This is a genomic window from Rhizobium sp. ZX09, from assembly GCF_017357485.1.
Taxonomy (GTDB): domain Bacteria; phylum Pseudomonadota; class Alphaproteobacteria; order Rhizobiales; family Rhizobiaceae; genus Agrobacterium; species Agrobacterium pusense.
Map to the genome: position 1 here is coordinate 1,259,265 of NZ_CP031364.1, position 17,467 is coordinate 1,276,731.

At 59.9% G+C, this 17,467-nt stretch carries 15 protein-coding genes; 12 read left to right on the forward strand and 3 right to left on the reverse strand.

The window, feature by feature from the left end; all coding sequences use genetic code 11:
- Positions 1–65 precede the first annotated feature (65 nt).
- Positions 66–740 carry a GntR family transcriptional regulator gene (locus tag BTN45_RS20495; protein ID WP_112635455.1) on the reverse strand — a complete coding sequence of 225 codons (675 nt, stop codon included), beginning with the start codon at positions 738–740 and terminating at the stop codon, positions 66–68.
- 280 nt (positions 741–1,020) lie between these two features.
- Between BTN45_RS20495 and BTN45_RS20500 the strand changes: the two genes are divergently transcribed.
- Positions 1,021–2,139, forward strand: coding sequence for a mandelate racemase/muconate lactonizing enzyme family protein (locus tag BTN45_RS20500; RefSeq protein WP_207590783.1), 1,119 nt, complete (start codon positions 1,021–1,023; stop codon positions 2,137–2,139).
- Between the two features lie 188 nt (positions 2,140–2,327).
- On the opposite strand, the gene BTN45_RS20505 is transcribed toward BTN45_RS20500, so the two are convergent.
- Both BTN45_RS20505 and BTN45_RS20510 read right to left on the reverse strand, forming a co-directional pair.
- Positions 2,328–3,350: an LLM class flavin-dependent oxidoreductase gene (locus tag BTN45_RS20505; RefSeq protein WP_112635511.1), complete on the reverse strand. Its 1,023-nt coding sequence runs from the start codon at positions 3,348–3,350 to the stop codon at positions 2,328–2,330.
- Positions 3,351–3,483: 133 nt separating this feature from the next.
- Positions 3,484–4,401, reverse strand: a complete 918-nt coding sequence (locus BTN45_RS20510; RefSeq protein WP_004437871.1) for a LysR family transcriptional regulator — start codon at positions 4,399–4,401, stop codon at positions 3,484–3,486.
- A 212-nt stretch (positions 4,402–4,613) separates the two neighbouring features.
- Between BTN45_RS20510 and BTN45_RS20515 the strand changes: the two genes are divergently transcribed.
- From BTN45_RS20515 to BTN45_RS20565, 11 genes are all read left to right on the forward strand, one after another.
- Positions 4,614–5,822 (forward strand): ABC transporter substrate-binding protein, encoded by a 1,209-nt coding sequence (locus BTN45_RS20515; protein ID WP_006698064.1) that lies wholly within the window; start codon positions 4,614–4,616, stop codon positions 5,820–5,822.
- Between the two features lie 29 nt (positions 5,823–5,851).
- Positions 5,852–6,637: an ABC transporter ATP-binding protein gene (locus BTN45_RS20520; protein WP_207590784.1), complete on the forward strand. Its 786-nt coding sequence runs from the start codon at positions 5,852–5,854 to the stop codon at positions 6,635–6,637.
- Between the two features lies 1 nt (position 6,638).
- The gene (locus BTN45_RS20525) at positions 6,639–7,340 is read left to right on the forward strand and encodes an ABC transporter ATP-binding protein (RefSeq protein WP_004437876.1); all 702 of its coding nucleotides are present in this window, start codon (positions 6,639–6,641) and stop codon (positions 7,338–7,340) included.
- Positions 7,341–7,342: 2 nt separating this feature from the next.
- Positions 7,343–8,230 (forward strand): branched-chain amino acid ABC transporter permease, encoded by an 888-nt coding sequence (locus BTN45_RS20530; RefSeq protein ID WP_004437878.1) that lies wholly within the window; start codon positions 7,343–7,345, stop codon positions 8,228–8,230.
- A gap of 1 nt (position 8,231) precedes the next feature.
- Positions 8,232–9,239, forward strand: coding sequence for a branched-chain amino acid ABC transporter permease (locus BTN45_RS20535; RefSeq protein WP_207590785.1), 1,008 nt, complete (start codon positions 8,232–8,234; stop codon positions 9,237–9,239).
- Between the two features lie 73 nt (positions 9,240–9,312).
- Complete coding sequence (locus tag BTN45_RS20540) at positions 9,313–10,908, forward strand: GMC family oxidoreductase (protein WP_207590786.1); 1,596 nt, start codon at positions 9,313–9,315, stop codon at positions 10,906–10,908.
- A gap of 13 nt (positions 10,909–10,921) precedes the next feature.
- A complete protein-coding gene (mmsB, locus tag BTN45_RS20545; protein ID WP_207590788.1) occupies positions 10,922–11,806 on the forward strand; it encodes a 3-hydroxyisobutyrate dehydrogenase in 885 nt (294 codons plus the stop codon).
- Positions 11,803–13,758 (forward strand): acetoacetate--CoA ligase, encoded by a 1,956-nt coding sequence (locus BTN45_RS20550; RefSeq protein WP_207590789.1) that lies wholly within the window; start codon positions 11,803–11,805, stop codon positions 13,756–13,758. The genes mmsB and BTN45_RS20550 overlap by 4 nt, the downstream gene beginning before the upstream one ends.
- Positions 13,759–13,762: 4 nt before the next feature.
- On the forward strand, positions 13,763–14,548 hold the full coding sequence (locus BTN45_RS20555; RefSeq protein WP_207590790.1) for a 3-hydroxybutyrate dehydrogenase: 786 nt from the start codon (positions 13,763–13,765) through the stop codon (positions 14,546–14,548).
- Positions 14,549–14,672: 124 nt separating this feature from the next.
- Positions 14,673–15,014, forward strand: a complete 342-nt coding sequence (locus BTN45_RS20560; RefSeq protein WP_022563475.1) for a hypothetical protein — start codon at positions 14,673–14,675, stop codon at positions 15,012–15,014.
- A 93-nt stretch (positions 15,015–15,107) separates the two neighbouring features.
- Positions 15,108–17,444, forward strand: coding sequence for a glucose/quinate/shikimate family membrane-bound PQQ-dependent dehydrogenase (locus tag BTN45_RS20565; protein WP_006698058.1), 2,337 nt, complete (start codon positions 15,108–15,110; stop codon positions 17,442–17,444).
- The last annotated feature ends 23 nt before the right edge of the window (positions 17,445–17,467 follow it).

A 17,467-nucleotide genomic window follows, 5' to 3' on the forward strand; every position in this document is an offset into this window, starting at 1 on the left:
CGCGCTGATGGAATTGCGACCCCGGGGTTTTCGTACATGCAGTCCTCCACTTGTCTTTTAAATGATCAGGCGCCGGCCTCTTTGAGCAATCGGACCTGACGCAGCGTGTTCTGGCGGCTGCGCTCCAGGTGCCGCCACAGCGCATCGATGATCTGGGCCTTGCTGCCGGCGGCAATGGCATCGGCAATATTCTGGTGCTCCTCGACCGAGCGGGCGTAATCACCGAGGATCGAGACGAAGACCGTGTGGGTCTGGTCTAGAATGCGCTCATGCGAACCGGAAATGACCGGAATGCGCGCCGCTGCGACCAGGGTCGCGTGGAAACTGCGGTCGTAAAAAAGCGCTTTCGACAATTCATCCAGCGTCGAGCCTTTGGCGAAGGCGCGATGTTTGTCGAGGCTTTCCAGCAGTGCCACGTGCAGCGTTCCGTCCAGCTGCCCGGCATCGAAGGCCACTTCCACCGCACCTTTTTCAAGCAGCATCCTGGCCGCGTATAGTTCCTCCACATCCTCGACCGTGAAGTCGCGCACCACCATTCCGCGCCGGGACGAACTGACCACCAGCCCATCCGCCTCGAGTTTCAGGCAGGCTTCCTTGACCGGCGTCGGGCTGATGCCGAGATCGGCGGCAAGTTCATTTGGCAGCAGACGTTCGCCGCCGCGCAATTTGCCGCTGACGATGCGTGCGCGCAGTTCCCGGTGCGCCTGTTCGGCGAGCGTGACTTTGACGAGTGTGTTCATGCCCACATCATCGCCCAGCTTTGTGAAGCAGGCAATGATCGAATATTAAAAATAAAAAATTTTTTATTTTACAAAATCCGTTTTTCCGTTAGCTCTATCTGCCATCGGAAGCCGGCTGCCGGAGGAGGGCGGTCCGGCAATCCCCTGACGGTTTGACTCCTGCAACCATTGGACGCGGGAGATGACGCGATTTCACCCGCCCAGTCGGCAAAGCGTGTCTCAGAAAGGGACTTCCGCCTCTCCTCCCCAGAAGCGTTCAAGCATCGAGGAATGACCGATCATGAAAATTACCGCCGTCGAACCCTTCATCCTGCACCTGCCGCTGACATCGGACTCCATTTCCGATTCCACCCACAGCATCACCCATTGGGGTGTTGTCGGCGCAAAGATCACCACCAGTGACGGCCTCGAGGGCTATGGTTTCACCGGCACCCATGCGCATCTGGCATCGGACAGGCTGATCACATCCTGCATCAGCGATTGTTATGCGCCCTTGCTCGTCGGCGAGGATGCGTCGGAGTATTCACGGCTTTGGATGAAGCTCGCCCGTTATCCCTCGCTCCAATGGGTCGGCAGGGCTGGCATCACCCATCTGGCGTTAGCTGCGATCGATGTGGCTCTCTGGGACCTGAAAGCGAAAAAGGCAGGCGTGCCGCTGTGGCACTATCTCGGCGGCGCACGCACGGCGGCAGTGGAAGCTTATAATACCGATATCGGCTGGCTTTCCTTCTCGTTGGACGATTTGCTCGCAGGCAGCTCAAGGGCGGTGGAGGAAGACGGTTTCACCCGGCTGAAGATCAAGGTCGGGCATGACGACCCGAATATCGATATCGCCCGGCTTGCTGCTGTCCGCAAACGCGTCGGCTCATCCATCGGCATCGCCATCGATGGCAACGGCAAATGGGATTTGCCCACATGCCAGCGCTTCTGTGCGGCAGCGAGGGATCTGGACATCTACTGGTTCGAGGAGCCGCTGTGGTATGACGATGTGACAAGCCATGCCCGACTGGCGCGCAATACCACTATCCCGATTGCGCTCGGCGAGCAGCTTTATACGGTGGATGCGTTCCGTTCCTTCATCGATGCCGGCGCCGTCGCTTATGTCCAGCCGGATGTAACACGGCTTGGCGGCGTCACCGAATATATCCAGGTTGCCGATCTGGCACTCGCCCATCGCCTGCCTGTCGTGCCGCATGCCGGCGAGATGAGCCAGGTGCATGTGCATCTGAGCTACTGGCATCCGGCGTCGACCATTCTCGAATATATTCCGTGGATCAAGGATCATTTCGAAGAACCGATCCAAGTGCGGGATGGTGTCTACAAACGGCCTGAGCAGCCGGGTGCGAGCACCACGCCGCTGGCGGAGAGTTTCGCGCGTTATGGCAAGGCGCTGAAATAGAGCAGCGGTATACAGCCCGGATTTTAACGGAGGGAAAGCACGTCCTCCGTCATGCCGGACTAGATCCGGCATCCAGCCACGGCGCGTCTGCGCCGTAAAACGACTCTTTCGCGATCAAAGACTTGATCGCGCTGGACCCCGGATCAAGTCCGGGGTGACGGCGTGTGGATGATACGATTTTTCCAGATTTAGCGCCAGCCAAGTGCCGGCGCTACCTGCTTCAGGATGGTCTCGATCACATGGGCGTTATAATCGACGCCCAACTGGTTCGGCACGGTCAGCAGCAGCGTGTCAGCTTCGGCGATGGCTTCGTCGGCCTTCAGCTGTTCGATCAGCTTTTCCGGTTCGGCGGCATAGCTGCGTCCGAAGATCGCACGCGTCTTATCGTCGATATAGCCGATCTTGTCGTCGCCTTCGTTACCGTAACCGAAATATGACCGGTCGCGATCATTGACGAGGGCGAAGATGCTGCGGCTGACGGAGACGCGTGGCTCACGCGCATGTCCGGCCTCCTTCCAGGCTTCCCGGAAGGTGCGGATCTGCTGCGCCTGCTGGACGTGGAAAGGCTCACCGGTTTCGTCGGTCTTCAGCGTGGAGCTTTGCAGGTTCATGCCCAGCTTTGCCGCCCACACTGCCGTTGCATTGGAGCTCGAGCCCCACCAGATGCGCTCGCGCAAGCCTTCGGAATGCGGCTCCAGCCGCAGAAGACCCGGCGGGTTGGGGAACATCGGCCGCGGGTTCGGCTCGGCAAAGCCTTCGCCCTTCAAAAGCTCGAGGAAGACCTCGGTGTGCTGACGCGCCATATCTTCTTCGCTCTGGCCCTCGGCCGGGCGATAACCGAAATAACGCCAGCCATCGATGACCTGCTCCGGCGAGCCGCGGCTGATGCCGAGCTGCAGGCGTCCACCGGCGATGAGGTCGGCCGAACCGGCGTCCTCCACCATGTAGAACGGGTTTTCGTAACGCATATCGATGACGCCGGTGCCGATCTCTATCTTTTTCGTGCGGGCGCCGACGGCGGCCAGAAGCGGGAAGGGCGAGGCCAGCTGACGGGCGAAATGGTGCACACGGAAATAGGCGCCGTCAGCCCCCAGTTCTTCTGCGGCCACGGCGAGGTCTATCGACTGCAGCAGCGTATCGGCCGCCGAGCGGGTCTGCGACTGGGGGGAGGGCGTCCAGTGGCCGAAGGATAGGAATCCGATCTTTTTCATAATGACCTTCCAGATTTGGAGGATGTCCGCTAGTGCAGCGACATCGTTGTTGTCCCTCATATAAGCAACGGCGCAGATCCTCCAACCTGCGAGACGAAGACAGGGTGTCGCCGAAATGTGAACGATCGCGACTTCAGACCATGATGCCGCGCTTGAGAATAAAGAGCTTTTCGTGGGCGCGCGCGGTGGTGAGGATGAAATCCATCAAGGAGCGCACCCGCGGCACATTGGCAAAGTCCTGATGGCTGGTGAGCCAGTAACCTCGCCGCAGCTCGACCTCACCCGGAAGCACCATCTGCAAATCCGGAAAGCGCGCGGCGATGAAATTCGGCAGGATGCAAAGCCCTCGGCCACCAAGCGTGGCGGTCAGTTGCGCAAAAATGCTCGAGGACTGGAAATTTGGCCGCAGGCCCGGAAGCACATCGCGCATGTAGTCGAGGCCGGGTGAAAAGATCAGATCCTGCACGTAGCCGATGAAGAAGTGGTCGAGCAGGTCTTCCCGCTTCGTGATTTTCGGCTGTCCGGCGAGATAGGACCGTGAGGCGTAAATATGCAGAGTGTAATCGATGATCTGTTCATTGATATAGGGACCGGCCTTCGGCGGATCGAGCGTGACAGCCACATCCGCCTCCTTTCGGGAAAGCGCCATGATCTGCTGGATCGTCACCATTTCCACCATGATGTGGGGATGGGTGGCGGCGAAGTCCTTCAGCCTCTCGACGAAGAAAAAATTGGAAAAACCTTCGGGAGCGCTCAGGCGCACAACGCCGCGCAGGAGGCTGCCGCTTTCGGAAATATCCGATTGCAGCCGTTCAGCCTCTGCCTCTATCCGCTCGACGGTATCGACCAGTCGCCGCCCCACCGTCGTCAGCTCATAACCGCGCGGGTTCCGCTCGAAGAGCTTGGTTTTAAGCGAAAATTCCAGCCGGTCGATATGGCGGGAGACGGTGGCGTGGCTGGTGCGCAGGCTTCTGGCGGCGGATGAGAGCTGTCCGGTGCGGGCCACGGCCAGGAAATATTGAAGGTCGTCCCAGGTGAAAGGGGTCGCCATAATTGTCTCCCATCAAGAGTTCTGTTCAAAAATGAACAGTTCCTGTTCGCAATTTGATGATGACACGCTCTTGTGTCAACGGCCGAATTCGAGAAGTCTACGCTCAGGATGCACCGCTTTGAGGAGGGCGGTGCGGCCATTCATGTGCAGGGTTTCGGTTCACCGCTGCACAGACAATCTGAGGCTCGCAATCATCTCTGGGAGGAGAAGTCATGCGCAAGAGTATCGTTTTATCCACGGCCATGGCACTTGCCGCCGGCACTGCCGCTTATGCCGCCGAGATTTCGGACGGCAAGGTCAAGATCGGCATCCTGAACGACCAGTCTGGCGTTTACGCTAACTTCGGCGGCAAATACTCCTATGAAGCCGCGAAGATGGCGGTCGAGGATTTTGGCGGCAAGGTGCTCGGTGCGCCGGTGGAAGTGGTGACCGCCGACCATCAGAACAAGGCGGATGTTGCCTCCAACATTGCCCGCCAATGGTACGACACCGAACAGGTCGATTCGATCATGGAGCTGACCTCGTCGTCTGTCGGCCTTGCCGTGCAGGCACTTTCGAAGGACAAGAAGAAGATCACCGTCAACACCGGTGCTGCCACCACCGAGCTGACCGGCAAGCAGTGCAGCCCTTATGGTTTTCATTGGGCCTATGACACCTATTCGCTGGCTGTCGGCACCGGTGGCGCACTCGTCAAACAGGGCGGCGACAGCTGGTTCTTCCTGACCGCCGACTATGCCTTCGGTTATTCGCTGGAAGAAAATACGTCCAATTTCGTCAAGGCCAATGGCGGCAAGGTGCTGGGCTCCGTACGCCATCCGCTCGCCACCACCGACTATTCGTCCTTCCTGCTGCAGGCGCAGTCTTCGGGCGCGAAGGTTATCGGTCTTGCCAATGCCGGTCTCGACACCTCCAACGCCATCAAGCAGGCTGCGGAATTCGGTATCGTTGCAGGTGGCCAGCGCCTTGCAGCGCTTCTCTTCACGCTAGCCGAAGTCCATGGCCTCGGCCTTGAGGCAGCTCAAGGGTTGACACTGACGGAAGGTTTTTATTGGGACCGCGACGATGAATCGCGCAAGTTTGGTGAGCGCTTCAAGGAACGAACCGGCGCCATGCCGAACATGGTTCACACCGGCACCTATTCCGCTGTCTTGCATTATCTGAAGGCGATCGAGAAGGCCGGCACCGACGATGCAGACGCCGTCGCCAAGGCCATGAAGGAAATGCCTGTCAACGACGTCTTCGCCAAGGATGGCCATGTGGCTGCCAATGGTCGGATGATCCACGACATGTACCTCATGGAAGTGAAGAAGCCTGACGAAAGCAAGCAGCCCTGGGATTACTACAAGGTTCTCGCCACCATCCCCGGCAAGGAAGCCTTCATGGACCCCGCAAAGAGCGGTTGCCCGCTGGTGACGCAATAAAAGACTGACGCAATAAAGGGGAAAGTTTCATGACGATCGCTCCCGCCCCCGCCGGGCAGGCAGAACCTCGCGTCGTTCTTTCGGCGCGTGGTCTCACCAAGACCTTCGGCGCATTCGCAGCCGTGAAAAACGTCGATCTCGACGTGCATCACGCCCGTGTCCATGCGCTGATCGGCCCCAACGGCGCCGGCAAGACAACGGTTTTCAACCTGTTGACCAAGTTTCTCCAGCCGACAGGCGGGGCGATCACCTTCATGGGAACGGATATAACAAAAACGCCACCGGACAAGGTGGCGCGTCTTGGCCTGGTCAGGTCTTTCCAGATATCGGCGGTGTTTCCGCATCTGACGGTTCTGGAAAACGTGCGGGTGGCGTTGCAGCGGCCCAACAGCCTTGCAACGCAGTTCTGGCTGCCGCTCTCTTCGCTGGACAGGCTGAATGCCCGCTCCGAGGAGCTGATCTCCATGGTGGGCCTCACGCGGGAAAAACACGCGCTTGCGGCTGATCTGTCTTACGGCCGCAAGCGGGTTCTCGAAATCGCGACTACGCTGGCGCTTGATCCCAAAGTTCTGCTGCTGGACGAGCCGATGGCGGGCATGGGTGGAGAAGATGTCTCGCATGTGGCCGAGCTTATTCGTGAGGTGGCAAAGACCCGTGCGGTGCTGATGGTCGAACATAATCTGAAGGTCGTGGCCGATATCTGCCATCACGTTACTGTTCTGCAGCGTGGAGAAATTCTGGCTGAGGGCGATTATGCCACGGTTTCTGCCGATCCGCGCGTGCGCACGGCCTATATGGGCACGGAGGAGGCTTGATATGGCGGCGATGCTCGAAGTCTCCAACCTGAAATCCTGGTATGGCGAAAGCCAGGCGCTGCACGGCGTCGATCTGACGGTCGGCGAGGGCGAAACCATCACCATTCTCGGCCGCAATGGCGTGGGCAAGACCACGACGTTGCGAACCATCATGGGCATCATCCGCAACCGCAAGGGCGTCATCAAGCTCGGCGGCAAGGATCTTATGCCGGTGCCGCTGCATCGTACGGCGAAATACGGCCTCGGTTTCGTACCGGAGGAGCGCGGCATCTTCGCGACCCTGAGTGTTGAGGAAAACCTGAAGCTGCCGCCCGTCGTCGCGTCCGGCGGCATGACGCTCGATGAAATCTACGAGCTGTTTCCCAATCTTTACGAACGCCGCACCAGCCCCGGCACGAAGCTCTCCGGTGGCGAGCAGCAGATGCTGGCCATGGCGCGCATCCTGCGCACCGGCGTCAAGGTGCTGCTGCTGGATGAGCCGACCGAAGGGCTTGCCCCCGTCATCGTACAGCGTATTGGAGAGGTTTTGCAGAAGCTGAAGAGCCGCGGCATGACCGTGGTTCTGGTGGAGCAGAATTTCCGGTTTGCGAGCCGTATCGCCGATCGCTTCTATCTCATGGACCACGGCCAGATGGTCGGCGATTTTCCGGTGGGGGAGCTTTCCGCCCGCATGGGCGAGCTTAACAAGGTGCTGGGGGTTTAACCATGACGATGATCTTCGGCGTTCCAATTCAGGCGCTCCTCGGGCAATTGCTGGTCGGCCTTATCAACGGCTCATTCTATGCGCTGCTGTCACTTGGGCTTGCTGTCATCTTCGGGCTGCTGCGCGTCATCAATTTTGCCCATGGCGCCCAATATATGCTCGGCGCTTTCGTCGCCTTTCTCGGCCTGCAATATTTCGGCATCAATTTCTGGGTGGCGCTCATCGTCACGCCGCTCGTCGTCGCGCTGTTCGGGGCGATCATCGAACGTTTCCTTCTGTCGCGGCTTTATGATCTCGATCCACTCTATGGTCTGCTCTTCACCTTCGGCCTGGCGCTGGTGGTGGAAGGCACGTTCCGGTGGCTTTACGGCGCGGCGGGCCAACCCTATTCGGTGCCGCGCGAACTCGCAGGCGGCACCAATCTCGGCTTCATGTTCCTGCCGAACTACCGCGCCTTCGTCGTCGTGATCTCGCTGATCGTGTGCATCGCCACCTGGGCCTTGATCGAAAAGACGCGTCTCGGCTCCTATCTGCGCGCCGCGACGGAAAACCCGACCCTTGTGCAGGCTTTCGGCATCAATGTGCCTGTTCTGTTGACGCTCACCTACGCGCTCGGCGCCGGGCTTGCGGGTTTCACCGGCGTTCTCGCCGCCCCCATCTATCAGGTCTCGCCGCTGATGGGCACAAACCTCATCATCGTCGTCTTTGCGGTGGTGGTCGTTGGCGGCATGGGCTCGATCATGGGCGCCATCGTCACCGGCTACATGCTCGGTATCGCCGAGGGCCTCACCAAGGTGTTCTACCCTGAGGCCTCCAATATCGTCATCTTCGTCATCATGGCCTTTGTGCTGCTCATCCGCCCCGCCGGACTTTTCGGAAAGGACGCCTGATATGTCCAAAGCCACCCATAGCCCGACAGCCGGCGCAATGCCGCGGACGGAAGTATCGACGACGGCAGCAACCATCAAGACGGTGCTCATTCTGGCCGGGCTTGCCATTCTCATCGCCGCGCCGATGTTCGTTTATCCGATCTTCCTGATGAAGCTTCTCTGCTTTGCGCTCTTTGCCTGCGCCTTTAATCTGCTGATCGGTTATACCGGGCTGCTTTCCTTCGGCCATGCGGCATTCTTTGGCGGCGCCGCCTATTTCACCGCCTATTCGGTGAAGGAATGGGGTGTCACACCGGAAATTGGTCTGGTCATCGGCATGGCCGGTGCCGCTCTTCTCGGCCTTGTCATCGGCTTTTTCGCCATTCGCCGCCAGGGCATCTATTTCGCCATGATCACGCTCGCCTTGTCGCAGATGTTCTATTTCTTCTGCCTGCAAGCGCCGTTTACTCATGGAGAGGACGGCCTGCAGGGCGTGCCGCGCGGCCATCTCTTCGGTATTCTCGATCTCAACGGTCCGCTCAATATCTATTACACGGTGCTTGCCGCCTTCGTGTTGGCGCTACTGATCATCTGGCGTTTCGTCAATTCGCCTTTCGGCATGATCCTGAAGTCGATCCGTGAAAACGAGCAACGCGCCATTTCGCTCGGCTATAGCGTGCAGCGCTACAAGCTCGGCGCCTTCGTCATGTCGGCGGCGCTCGCCGGGCTTGCTGGCGGGCTGAAGGCGCTGGTGTTCCAGTTCGCGACGCTGACCGACGTGACATGGCAGATGTCCGGTGAAGTGATCCTGATGACGCTGCTCGGCGGCATCGGCACCATGATCGGCCCGATTTTCGGCGCGGGCCTTGTCGTGACCCTGCAGAACTATCTCGCGACCTCGGACTTCCCGGTCACCATCATCACCGGCCTCGTTTTCATGGCCTGCGTTCTGGTTTTCCGTCGCGGTCTGATCGGTGAATTTTATGCTTCCCGGCTGGGGCGGAAACTCGGCTTTCAGCACCGCAGCTAGCCAATTTTGAAAACACCTGAAAAGCCTCCCCGCGTTCGGGACGACGCGGCAAGGATGGCGTGTGGAGAAGAGAATGGGCGAATATGACTATATCGTCATCGGAGCGGGGAGCGCCGGATGCGTTCTCGCCAACCGCCTTTCGAAAGACCCGAACAACCGCGTGCTGCTTCTGGAAGCGGGCGGCAACGATAACTACCACTGGATCCATATTCCGGTCGGTTATCTCTATTGCATCAACAATCCACGCACGGACTGGTGTTTCAAGACGGCGGAAGAGCCGGGCCTCAACGGCCGCGCGCTGATCTATCCGCGTGGCAAGGTGCTGGGCGGCTGCTCCTCCATCAACGGCATGATCTACATGCGCGGGCAGGCGCGGGACTATGACGTCTGGCGGCAGCTTGGCTGCGAAGGCTGGGGCTGGAACGACATCCTGCCCTATTTCCTGAAGTCGGAGGATTTTTATCGCGGCAAGAGTGACCTGCATTCCAGCGGGGGCGAGTGGCGTGTGGAAAAGGCCCGCGTGCGCTGGGATGTGCTTGATGCCTTCAAGAAGGCGGCAGGAGAAGCGGGTATTCCCGCGACTGACGATTTCAACCGCGGAGACAATGAAGGGGCGGGTTATTTCGATGTCAACCAGCGTGCGGGCTGGCGCTGGAACACGGCGAAAGCATTCCTGAAACCGGTGCTTGGCCGCAAGAACCTCACCGTTTTGACCAAGGCCCATGTCAAACGGCTCATCATCGAAGAAGACCGGGTGACGGGTGTCGAATTCCATCATGACGGCGTCCTGAAAAAAATGCGGGCGCGGCGCGAAACCGTGCTGTCCGCCGGCGCAATAGGCTCGCCGCATGTTCTGGAGCTTTCCGGGGTCGGTCGTGGGGATGTGTTGCAGGCTGCGGGTATCGATACGGTGGCGGAGGTGCAGGGCGTGGGCGAGAACCTGCAGGACCACCTGCAGCTGCGCATGGTCTACAAGGTCTCCGGTGTTCTGACGCTCAATGAGCGGGCCTCGACGCTCTTCGGCAAGGCGCGGATCGGCCTCGAATATGCGCTGACGCGCTCCGGGCCGATGTCGATGGCGCCGAGCCAGCTCGGTGTCTTCACCCGCTCTTCGCCGGAAAAGGAAACCGCTGATCTGGAATATCATGTGCAGCCGGTTTCGCTCGACAAGTTCGGGGATCCGGTTCACACTTTTCCCGCCATAACGGCAAGCGTCTGTAATCTGCGGCCGGAAAGCCGTGGCTCAGTGCATGTGAAAGGACCGGATTTCGCCATGCAACCGGAAATCCGCCCGAATTACCTTTCCACCGAAGGCGACCGGAAGGTGGCCATAGATGCCATGCGGCTGACACGCCGCATCGTCGCCCAGCCGGCCTTTTCCCGCTTCAGGCCGGAGGAATACCGGCCCGGCCCTTCCTTCGAAAACGACAATGATCTTGCCAAGGCGGCAGGTGATATCGGCACTACCATCTTCCACCCTGTCGGCACGCTGCGCATGGGATCGGATATGGAAAGTGTCGTTGATGCGCGCCTGAAGTTCCGCCGGCTCGCCGGGCTGCGCGTCGCCGATGCCTCGGTGATGCCGCGCATTACATCCGGAAATACCAATTCGCCGACGATCATGATTGCGGAAAAGGCCGCCGACATGATCCTTGCGGATAATCGCTGAAAGGAACCTACCGATGAAGACCGTCGCTTTTCTGGGGCTGGGACATATGGGCCTGCCGATGGCCGCCAATCTCGTCAAGGCGGGATATGCCGTCAGGGGATATGATCTTGCCGAAGCCTGCCGCGCAGCGGCAAAGGAGGCGGGCATTCCGGTTGCCGCGAATTCTGCCGAAGCAGTCAACGCGGCTGATGTGGTCATCACCATGCTGCCCAAGGGCGAGCATGTCGTTTCGGCCTATGGCGATCTGATTGGTAAAATCTCTGCCGGAACGCTCCTTATCGACTGCTCGACCGTGGATATGGCAAGCGCATTGAAGGCGCATGAACTGGCCGCTTCCGCCGGCTGCCCTTCGGTCGACGCCCCCGTTTCCGGCGGCACGGGCGGTGCGGCCGCCGGCACCCTGACCTTCATGTGCGGTGGTGAGGCGGAGGCTTTTTCGGCGGCGAAGCCGCTGCTGGAAGCCATGGGCAAAAAGATCGTGCATTGCGGCAAGGGCGGCAACGGGCAGGCGGCCAAGATCTGCAACAACATGATCCTCGGCATTTCCATGATCGCGGTTTCCGAGGCTTTTGTGCTCGGCGAAAAACTCGGGCTTTCGCACCAGGCGCTGTTCGATGTCGCCTCCACATCTTCCGGGCAATGCTGGTCGCTCACCACCTATTGCCCGGTGCCGGGTCCGGTGCCGACATCACCCGCCAACAAGGATTACCAGCCCGGATTTGCCGCAGCCTTGATGCTCAAGGACCTGAAGCTTTCGCAGGAGGCGGCCAATGGTGCTGACGCCTCCACGCCGCTGGGTGCTGCCGCGGCAGCGCTTTATGAGAGCTTCGTCGACGGCGGGCAGGGCGGGCGTGATTTTTCCGCCATCGTTGAAATGCTGCGCGGGAGCAGAGCATGACAGCCGCCGGGCCATCTGACATTCTGTGGGTGCCGCCGGAAGAGAGGGTGAAGCGCTCGGCGCTTTTCGCCTTCGCGACAAGAACCGCAAAGATACACGGGCAGGCCGACGATGATTATGCCGGCCTGCTGCGCTGGTCGATCGATGCGCCGGAAGAGTTTTACGATGCGCTGTGGGACGAGCTCGGCATTATCGGCACGCGCGGCGACGTTGCGTTCAAGCCGGGCGCGACGATCCGGGAGGCTGAGTTCTATCCGGGCGCGAGGTTGAATTACGCCGAAAACCTGCTGCGCGATGCCGATGAGCGGTTGGCCCTCATCGCCCATCGTGACGATGGTGCAAGGCGCGAGATAAGCCGCAAGGGGCTTTACAACGCAGTGTCCCGCATGGTGCAGGCGCTCGTGCATGCCGGGGTGCAGGAAGGTGATCGCGTCGGGGCGATCGTCACCCATGATATAGAGGCGATCGTGGGATATCTGGCCGTGAGCGCCATCGGTGCCATCTGGTCGTCCTGCTCTCCGGATTTCGGCCCGGCAGGTGCCTCTGACCGCTTGTCTCAGATCGGCCCGAAAATCATCCTCGCCGTGCCGGAATATGGTTATGCCGGTAAACGCATCGACGTCGGCCCGACCATCCGCGCCGTGGGGGAAAGTGCGGCCCCTGAAAAGATCGTTCTGATCGGCGATGCCGTGCCCGAAAACCTTGCCGATCTCGGCTGCGTGACGCTTACGGATTTCGTCGCGCCTTATGCGGCTGGCGAGATTGCCTTCAACCGTCTGCCCGTCAAGGCGCCGCTGGCGATCCTTTATTCCTCCGGTACGACGGGCAAGCCGAAATGCATCACCCATTCCGGCGGCGGTTTGCTTCTTCAGCACATGAAGGAGCTGAAACTGCAATGCGATATCAAGGAGGGTGAGCGCTTTTTCTATTTCACCACCTGCGGCTGGATGATGTGGAACTGGCAGGTCTCCGGTCTCGCGCTCGGTGCCACCCTCGTCACCTATGATGGCAATCCCGGCTATCCGACGCCCGGCCGGCTGATCGATCTCATCGACGCCGAAGGGATCGCCACTTTCGGTACGTCTGCGAAATTTATCGATGCATGCCTGAAGGCGGGACTGAAACCGCGGGAAAGCCATGATCTTTCATCGCTGCGAACAATTCTCTCCACCGGTTCGCCGCTCATCCCGCAATCCTTCGATTATATCTATCGCGACTGGAAGGCGGATGTGCATCTCGCCTCCATTTCCGGCGGCACCGACATCTGCGCCTGTTTCCTCGGCGGCAATCCCCTACAGCCGGTTCATCGCGGTGAATTGCAGGGCGCGATGCTCGGCATGGATATCGATACGCTTGACGATGAGGGCCGTTCCGTTCGCGGCGTTGCCGGTGAACTCGTCTGCCGAAATGCGCATCTGTCCATGCCAGTCAAATTCTGGGGCGATGACGATGGTTCACGGTATCAGGCCGCCTATTTCGATCGTTTCCCCGGCATCTGGGCGCATGGCGATTTCGCCGAACTGCGGCCCTCCGGCGGTTATGTGATCCATGGACGCTCGGACACGACGCTTAATCCAGGTGGGGTGCGCATCGGGACTGCGGAAATCTACCGGCAGGTGGAAACCGTGCCCGAAGTAGAGGAGGCCATTGCCGTTGGGCAGGATATCGACGGGGACCAGCGGGTCATCCTCTTCCTGCGCATGAAGGGTGGTGCTGCCTTGACGGAAGAGCTGGAAAAGACCATCCGCAGCCGCATCCGTTCGGGGGCGACGCCGCGGCATGTGCCGGCAAGGATCATTGCTGTCAGCGCTATCCCGCGCACACGCTCCGGCAAGATTTCCGAAATCGCGGTGCGCGACACCATCCATGGTCGGCCGGTGAAAAATGCCGATGCGCTCGCCAATCCCGAAGCGCTCGAACTTTTCCGCAACCTGCCGCAGCTGAAGGACTAGGCCCATGGAGGATCAACCGAAAACCGTGCTTGTCACCGGTTCCACCAGCGGCATCGGACTTGCCATCGCCAGGCGTTTCGCCGAGGCGGGCTATCTGGTCGCTGTGCATGGCATAGAAACGGTGGAGGAGGCGACGCAGGCGCTGGAGGCTGTAGGGAAAGTGGCGCGGCAAAGGCCGGCCTATTTCTCCGCCAACCTCGCGAACTATGAAGAAAGCGCGCATCTGCCTGAAAAGGTCATTGCGGAATTCGGCCATGTCGATGTCCTCGTCAACAATGCCGGCATTCAGAAGGTCGCGCCGATCGATGAGTTCGACTTCGCGGATTTTTCCCGCATCGTTGCCATTTCTCTCGACAGCGCCTTTCACACCATCCGCGCTGCTTTGCCGGGCATGAAGGAAAGAGGCTGGGGCCGCATCGTCAACATCGCTTCCGCGCATGGTTTGCGCGCGTCTCCCTTCAAGGCGCCCTATGTGGCAACCAAACATGCGGTGGTGGGACTGACGAAAAGCATTGCGCTGGAGGTTGCCGAACTCGGCATCACCTGTAACGCCATCTGCCCCGGCTATGTCTGGACCCCGCTTGTGGCCGCGCAGGTCGCGGATCAGGCGAGGGTACACGGCATGAGTGAGGAAGATGTGGTGAAAAAGGTGATGCTTGCGCCGCAGCCGACAAGACGCTTCATCCAGCCGGAGGAAATCGCCGAAATGGCACTTTATCTCGCTGGCGATATGGCCCGTTCCATCACCGGCACCACCATTTCCATCGATGGCGGCTGGACCGCGAAATAACCGAGAGGCCCGGACGCCCTCTTCCGGTGAGGGTCAGATTGCGCCATGTCGAATGCGCCGGCCCCTCGCGGGAACAAAACCTCTCCCTGTGGATTAGATTGACAGAGTTTAGGGAGTGAAAGACATGGCCAGAGAAAATACCAGCTATCTCGACGGTCGGGATGCTCCGAAAAAGGAGACGGCCACACGGGCACGGCAAGGATCGACAGGACGTCCGGTTCTTGTCATTCTGATCGTCAGCGTGTTGTTAGCGCTGGTGGTCTGGGCTGTTGTGGAATACGCGGTTTTCGAACCGGACGAGAACCTGCCGCAAAATCCGCAGACGGAGAACGCCCCTGTCCCGCAGCAGCCGTCGGGCTCGGAAAGCTTCGACAACAATCCCGCAAACGGCCGTGCTTCGCCGCCGGCTTCAACGGAGCGAAACCCTTCCCCGCAGGACTCCACGGGTGCGCCGCAGAACCCGTGACGCAGATGCCATGAATTTTCGTGGCGTTTGAATGGAACCATATTGCTCCCGATTTCATTTCACACAAAGTGACAGGAATCGGGGGTTTCATTCATGGCAGTCACCGTCACTGCAGTTTTTCTCACGCTCATCGGCCTCGCGCTGTTCGGTTTTGGCTCCCAGCTTGTGATGCTTGGGGGCAGTTTTTATTATGTGCTTTCCGGACTGGCCTTTCTGTTGACGGCCGTTCTGCTCTTCAAGCGCAATCGCGCAGCACTTCACGTCTATGCCGTGTTCATTGTCGCAACACTTGCGTGGGCAGTCTGGGAAGTCGGTTTTGACTGGTGGCAGCTTGGCCCGCGCGGCGGTTTTATCATTGTGATAGGCCTCTGGCTCCTGGTGCCCTGGGTGAGGAAGCCACTCGGTTTTGCAAGCCCGACGGGGCTGAGCTATGGGCCGAATGCCTGGCCGCTGGCGCTTTCCGTTCTCGCTTCCATCGCGGTTGCCGGATATTCGATGGCACAGGACCCGCATGATCAGCCAGGGTCCTTGCCGCAGGAAACGGCATCCGCGACGCCCGCCTATGGCGGCAACGTGCCTGATGGTGACTGGCATCAATATGGCCGCACGCCCTATGGGCAGCGTTATTCGCCGCTGACCCAGGTCAATGTCGACAATGTTTCGCAATTGAAGGAGGCGTGGCGTTACCAGACCGGCGACGTGAAGCTGCCGGACGATGTGGGCGAAACCACCTATCAGGTGACGCCGCTCAAGATCGGCAATACGCTTTTCATCTGCACGCCGCATAATTGGGCCATCGCCATCGATGCGGCGACCGGCAAGGAAAAATGGAAATACGATCCGAATGTCGGCCTAAATCCGGATCGCCAGCACCAGACGTGCCGCGGCGTGTCCTATTATGCCGAACCGGGTGCCGCGCCGGGAACGGCCTGCGCCGAGCGGGTCTATCTGCCGACGTCGGATGCACGGTTGATCGCGCTCGATGCCGCCACCGGCCAGGTTTGCACCTCCTTTGCCGATCAGGGTGTGCTGCATCTCGAGCAGGGCATGAAATATAATCCCGCCGGCTATTATTATTCGACATCGCCGCCCGTGATTGCCGCGGGCAAGATCATCATCGGCGGCGCGGTGAATGACAATTACTCCACGCAGGAACAATCCGGCGTGATCCGCGCTTTCGATGTGAACAGCGGTGCGCTCATCTGGAACTGGGATTCCGGTAACCCGCAAAAGACCGAGCCGATTGCGGCCGGTGAGACCTACACGACCAACTCGCCGAACAGCTGGTCCGTCTTCAGTTATGACGAAGGCCTCGGGCTCGTTTATGTCCCGCTCGGTAATCAGGTTCCGGACCAGCTCGGCATGGGCCGCAGCGAGAATGTGGAGAAATATTCTTCCTCCATCGTCGCGCTCGATATCAATACGGGCAAGGATCGCTGGGTGCGCCAGACGGTTCATCACGATCTCTGGGACATGGATGTGCCGGCCCAGCCGGTGTTGCTCGACATAACCAAGGATGGTCAGACCGTTCCTGCGCTCGTCGGGCCAACGAAGCAGGGTGATATCTACGTTCTCGACCGGCGCACAGGTGAGCCGCTTCTGCCGATCACGGAGGAGCCAGCCCCGGGCGGTGCGATCCCCGAGGACTTCACCTCGCCGACGCAGCCGACAACGGCCCTCTCGTTCAAGCCGGAGCCATTGCAGGAAAAGGACATGTGGGGCGTCTCCATGTTCGACCAGCTCGCCTGCCGCATCCGCTTCCACCAGCTGAACTACAAGGGCCGCTACACCCCGCCGTCACTGACCGGCTCGATCATCTATCCCGGCAATTTCGGCACCTTCAACTGGGGCAGTGTGGCTGTGGATCCTGAAAGGCAGGTCATGTTCGGTATGCCGACCTATCTCGCCTTCACCTCCCAGCTCGTCCCGCGCGATCAGATTCCGCCGAAGGGTCAGGACGAAAAGGGCAGCGAGCAGGGTCTGAACCGTAATGACGGTGCGCCCTATGGCGTTTTCATGGGACCGTTCCTCGGCCCGCTGCAGATTCCCTGCCAGGCGCCGCCGTGGGGTTATGTCGCCGGCGCGGACCTGCGCACCGGGGATGTGGCCTACAAGCACAAGAACGGTACGGTCTATGACATGACCCCGCTGCCGCTCCCCTTCAAGGTGGGCGTGCCGGGAATTGGCGGACCGATGATCACCAAGGGCGGCGTAGCCTTCCTGGGTGCCGCAGTGGATAATTATCTGCGGGCCTATGACCTCACCACCGGAAAGCAGCTCTGGGAAGCGCGCCTGCCCGCCGGCGGTCAGGCAACGCCGATGACCTATGCACTGGAAGACGGCAAGCAATATGTGGTGATGGTTGCGGGCGGTCACGGTTCCGTCGGGACCAAACCGGGCGACTACGTCATCGCCTACACCCTGCCTTAACCTTCAGGCTACGACGACAATAA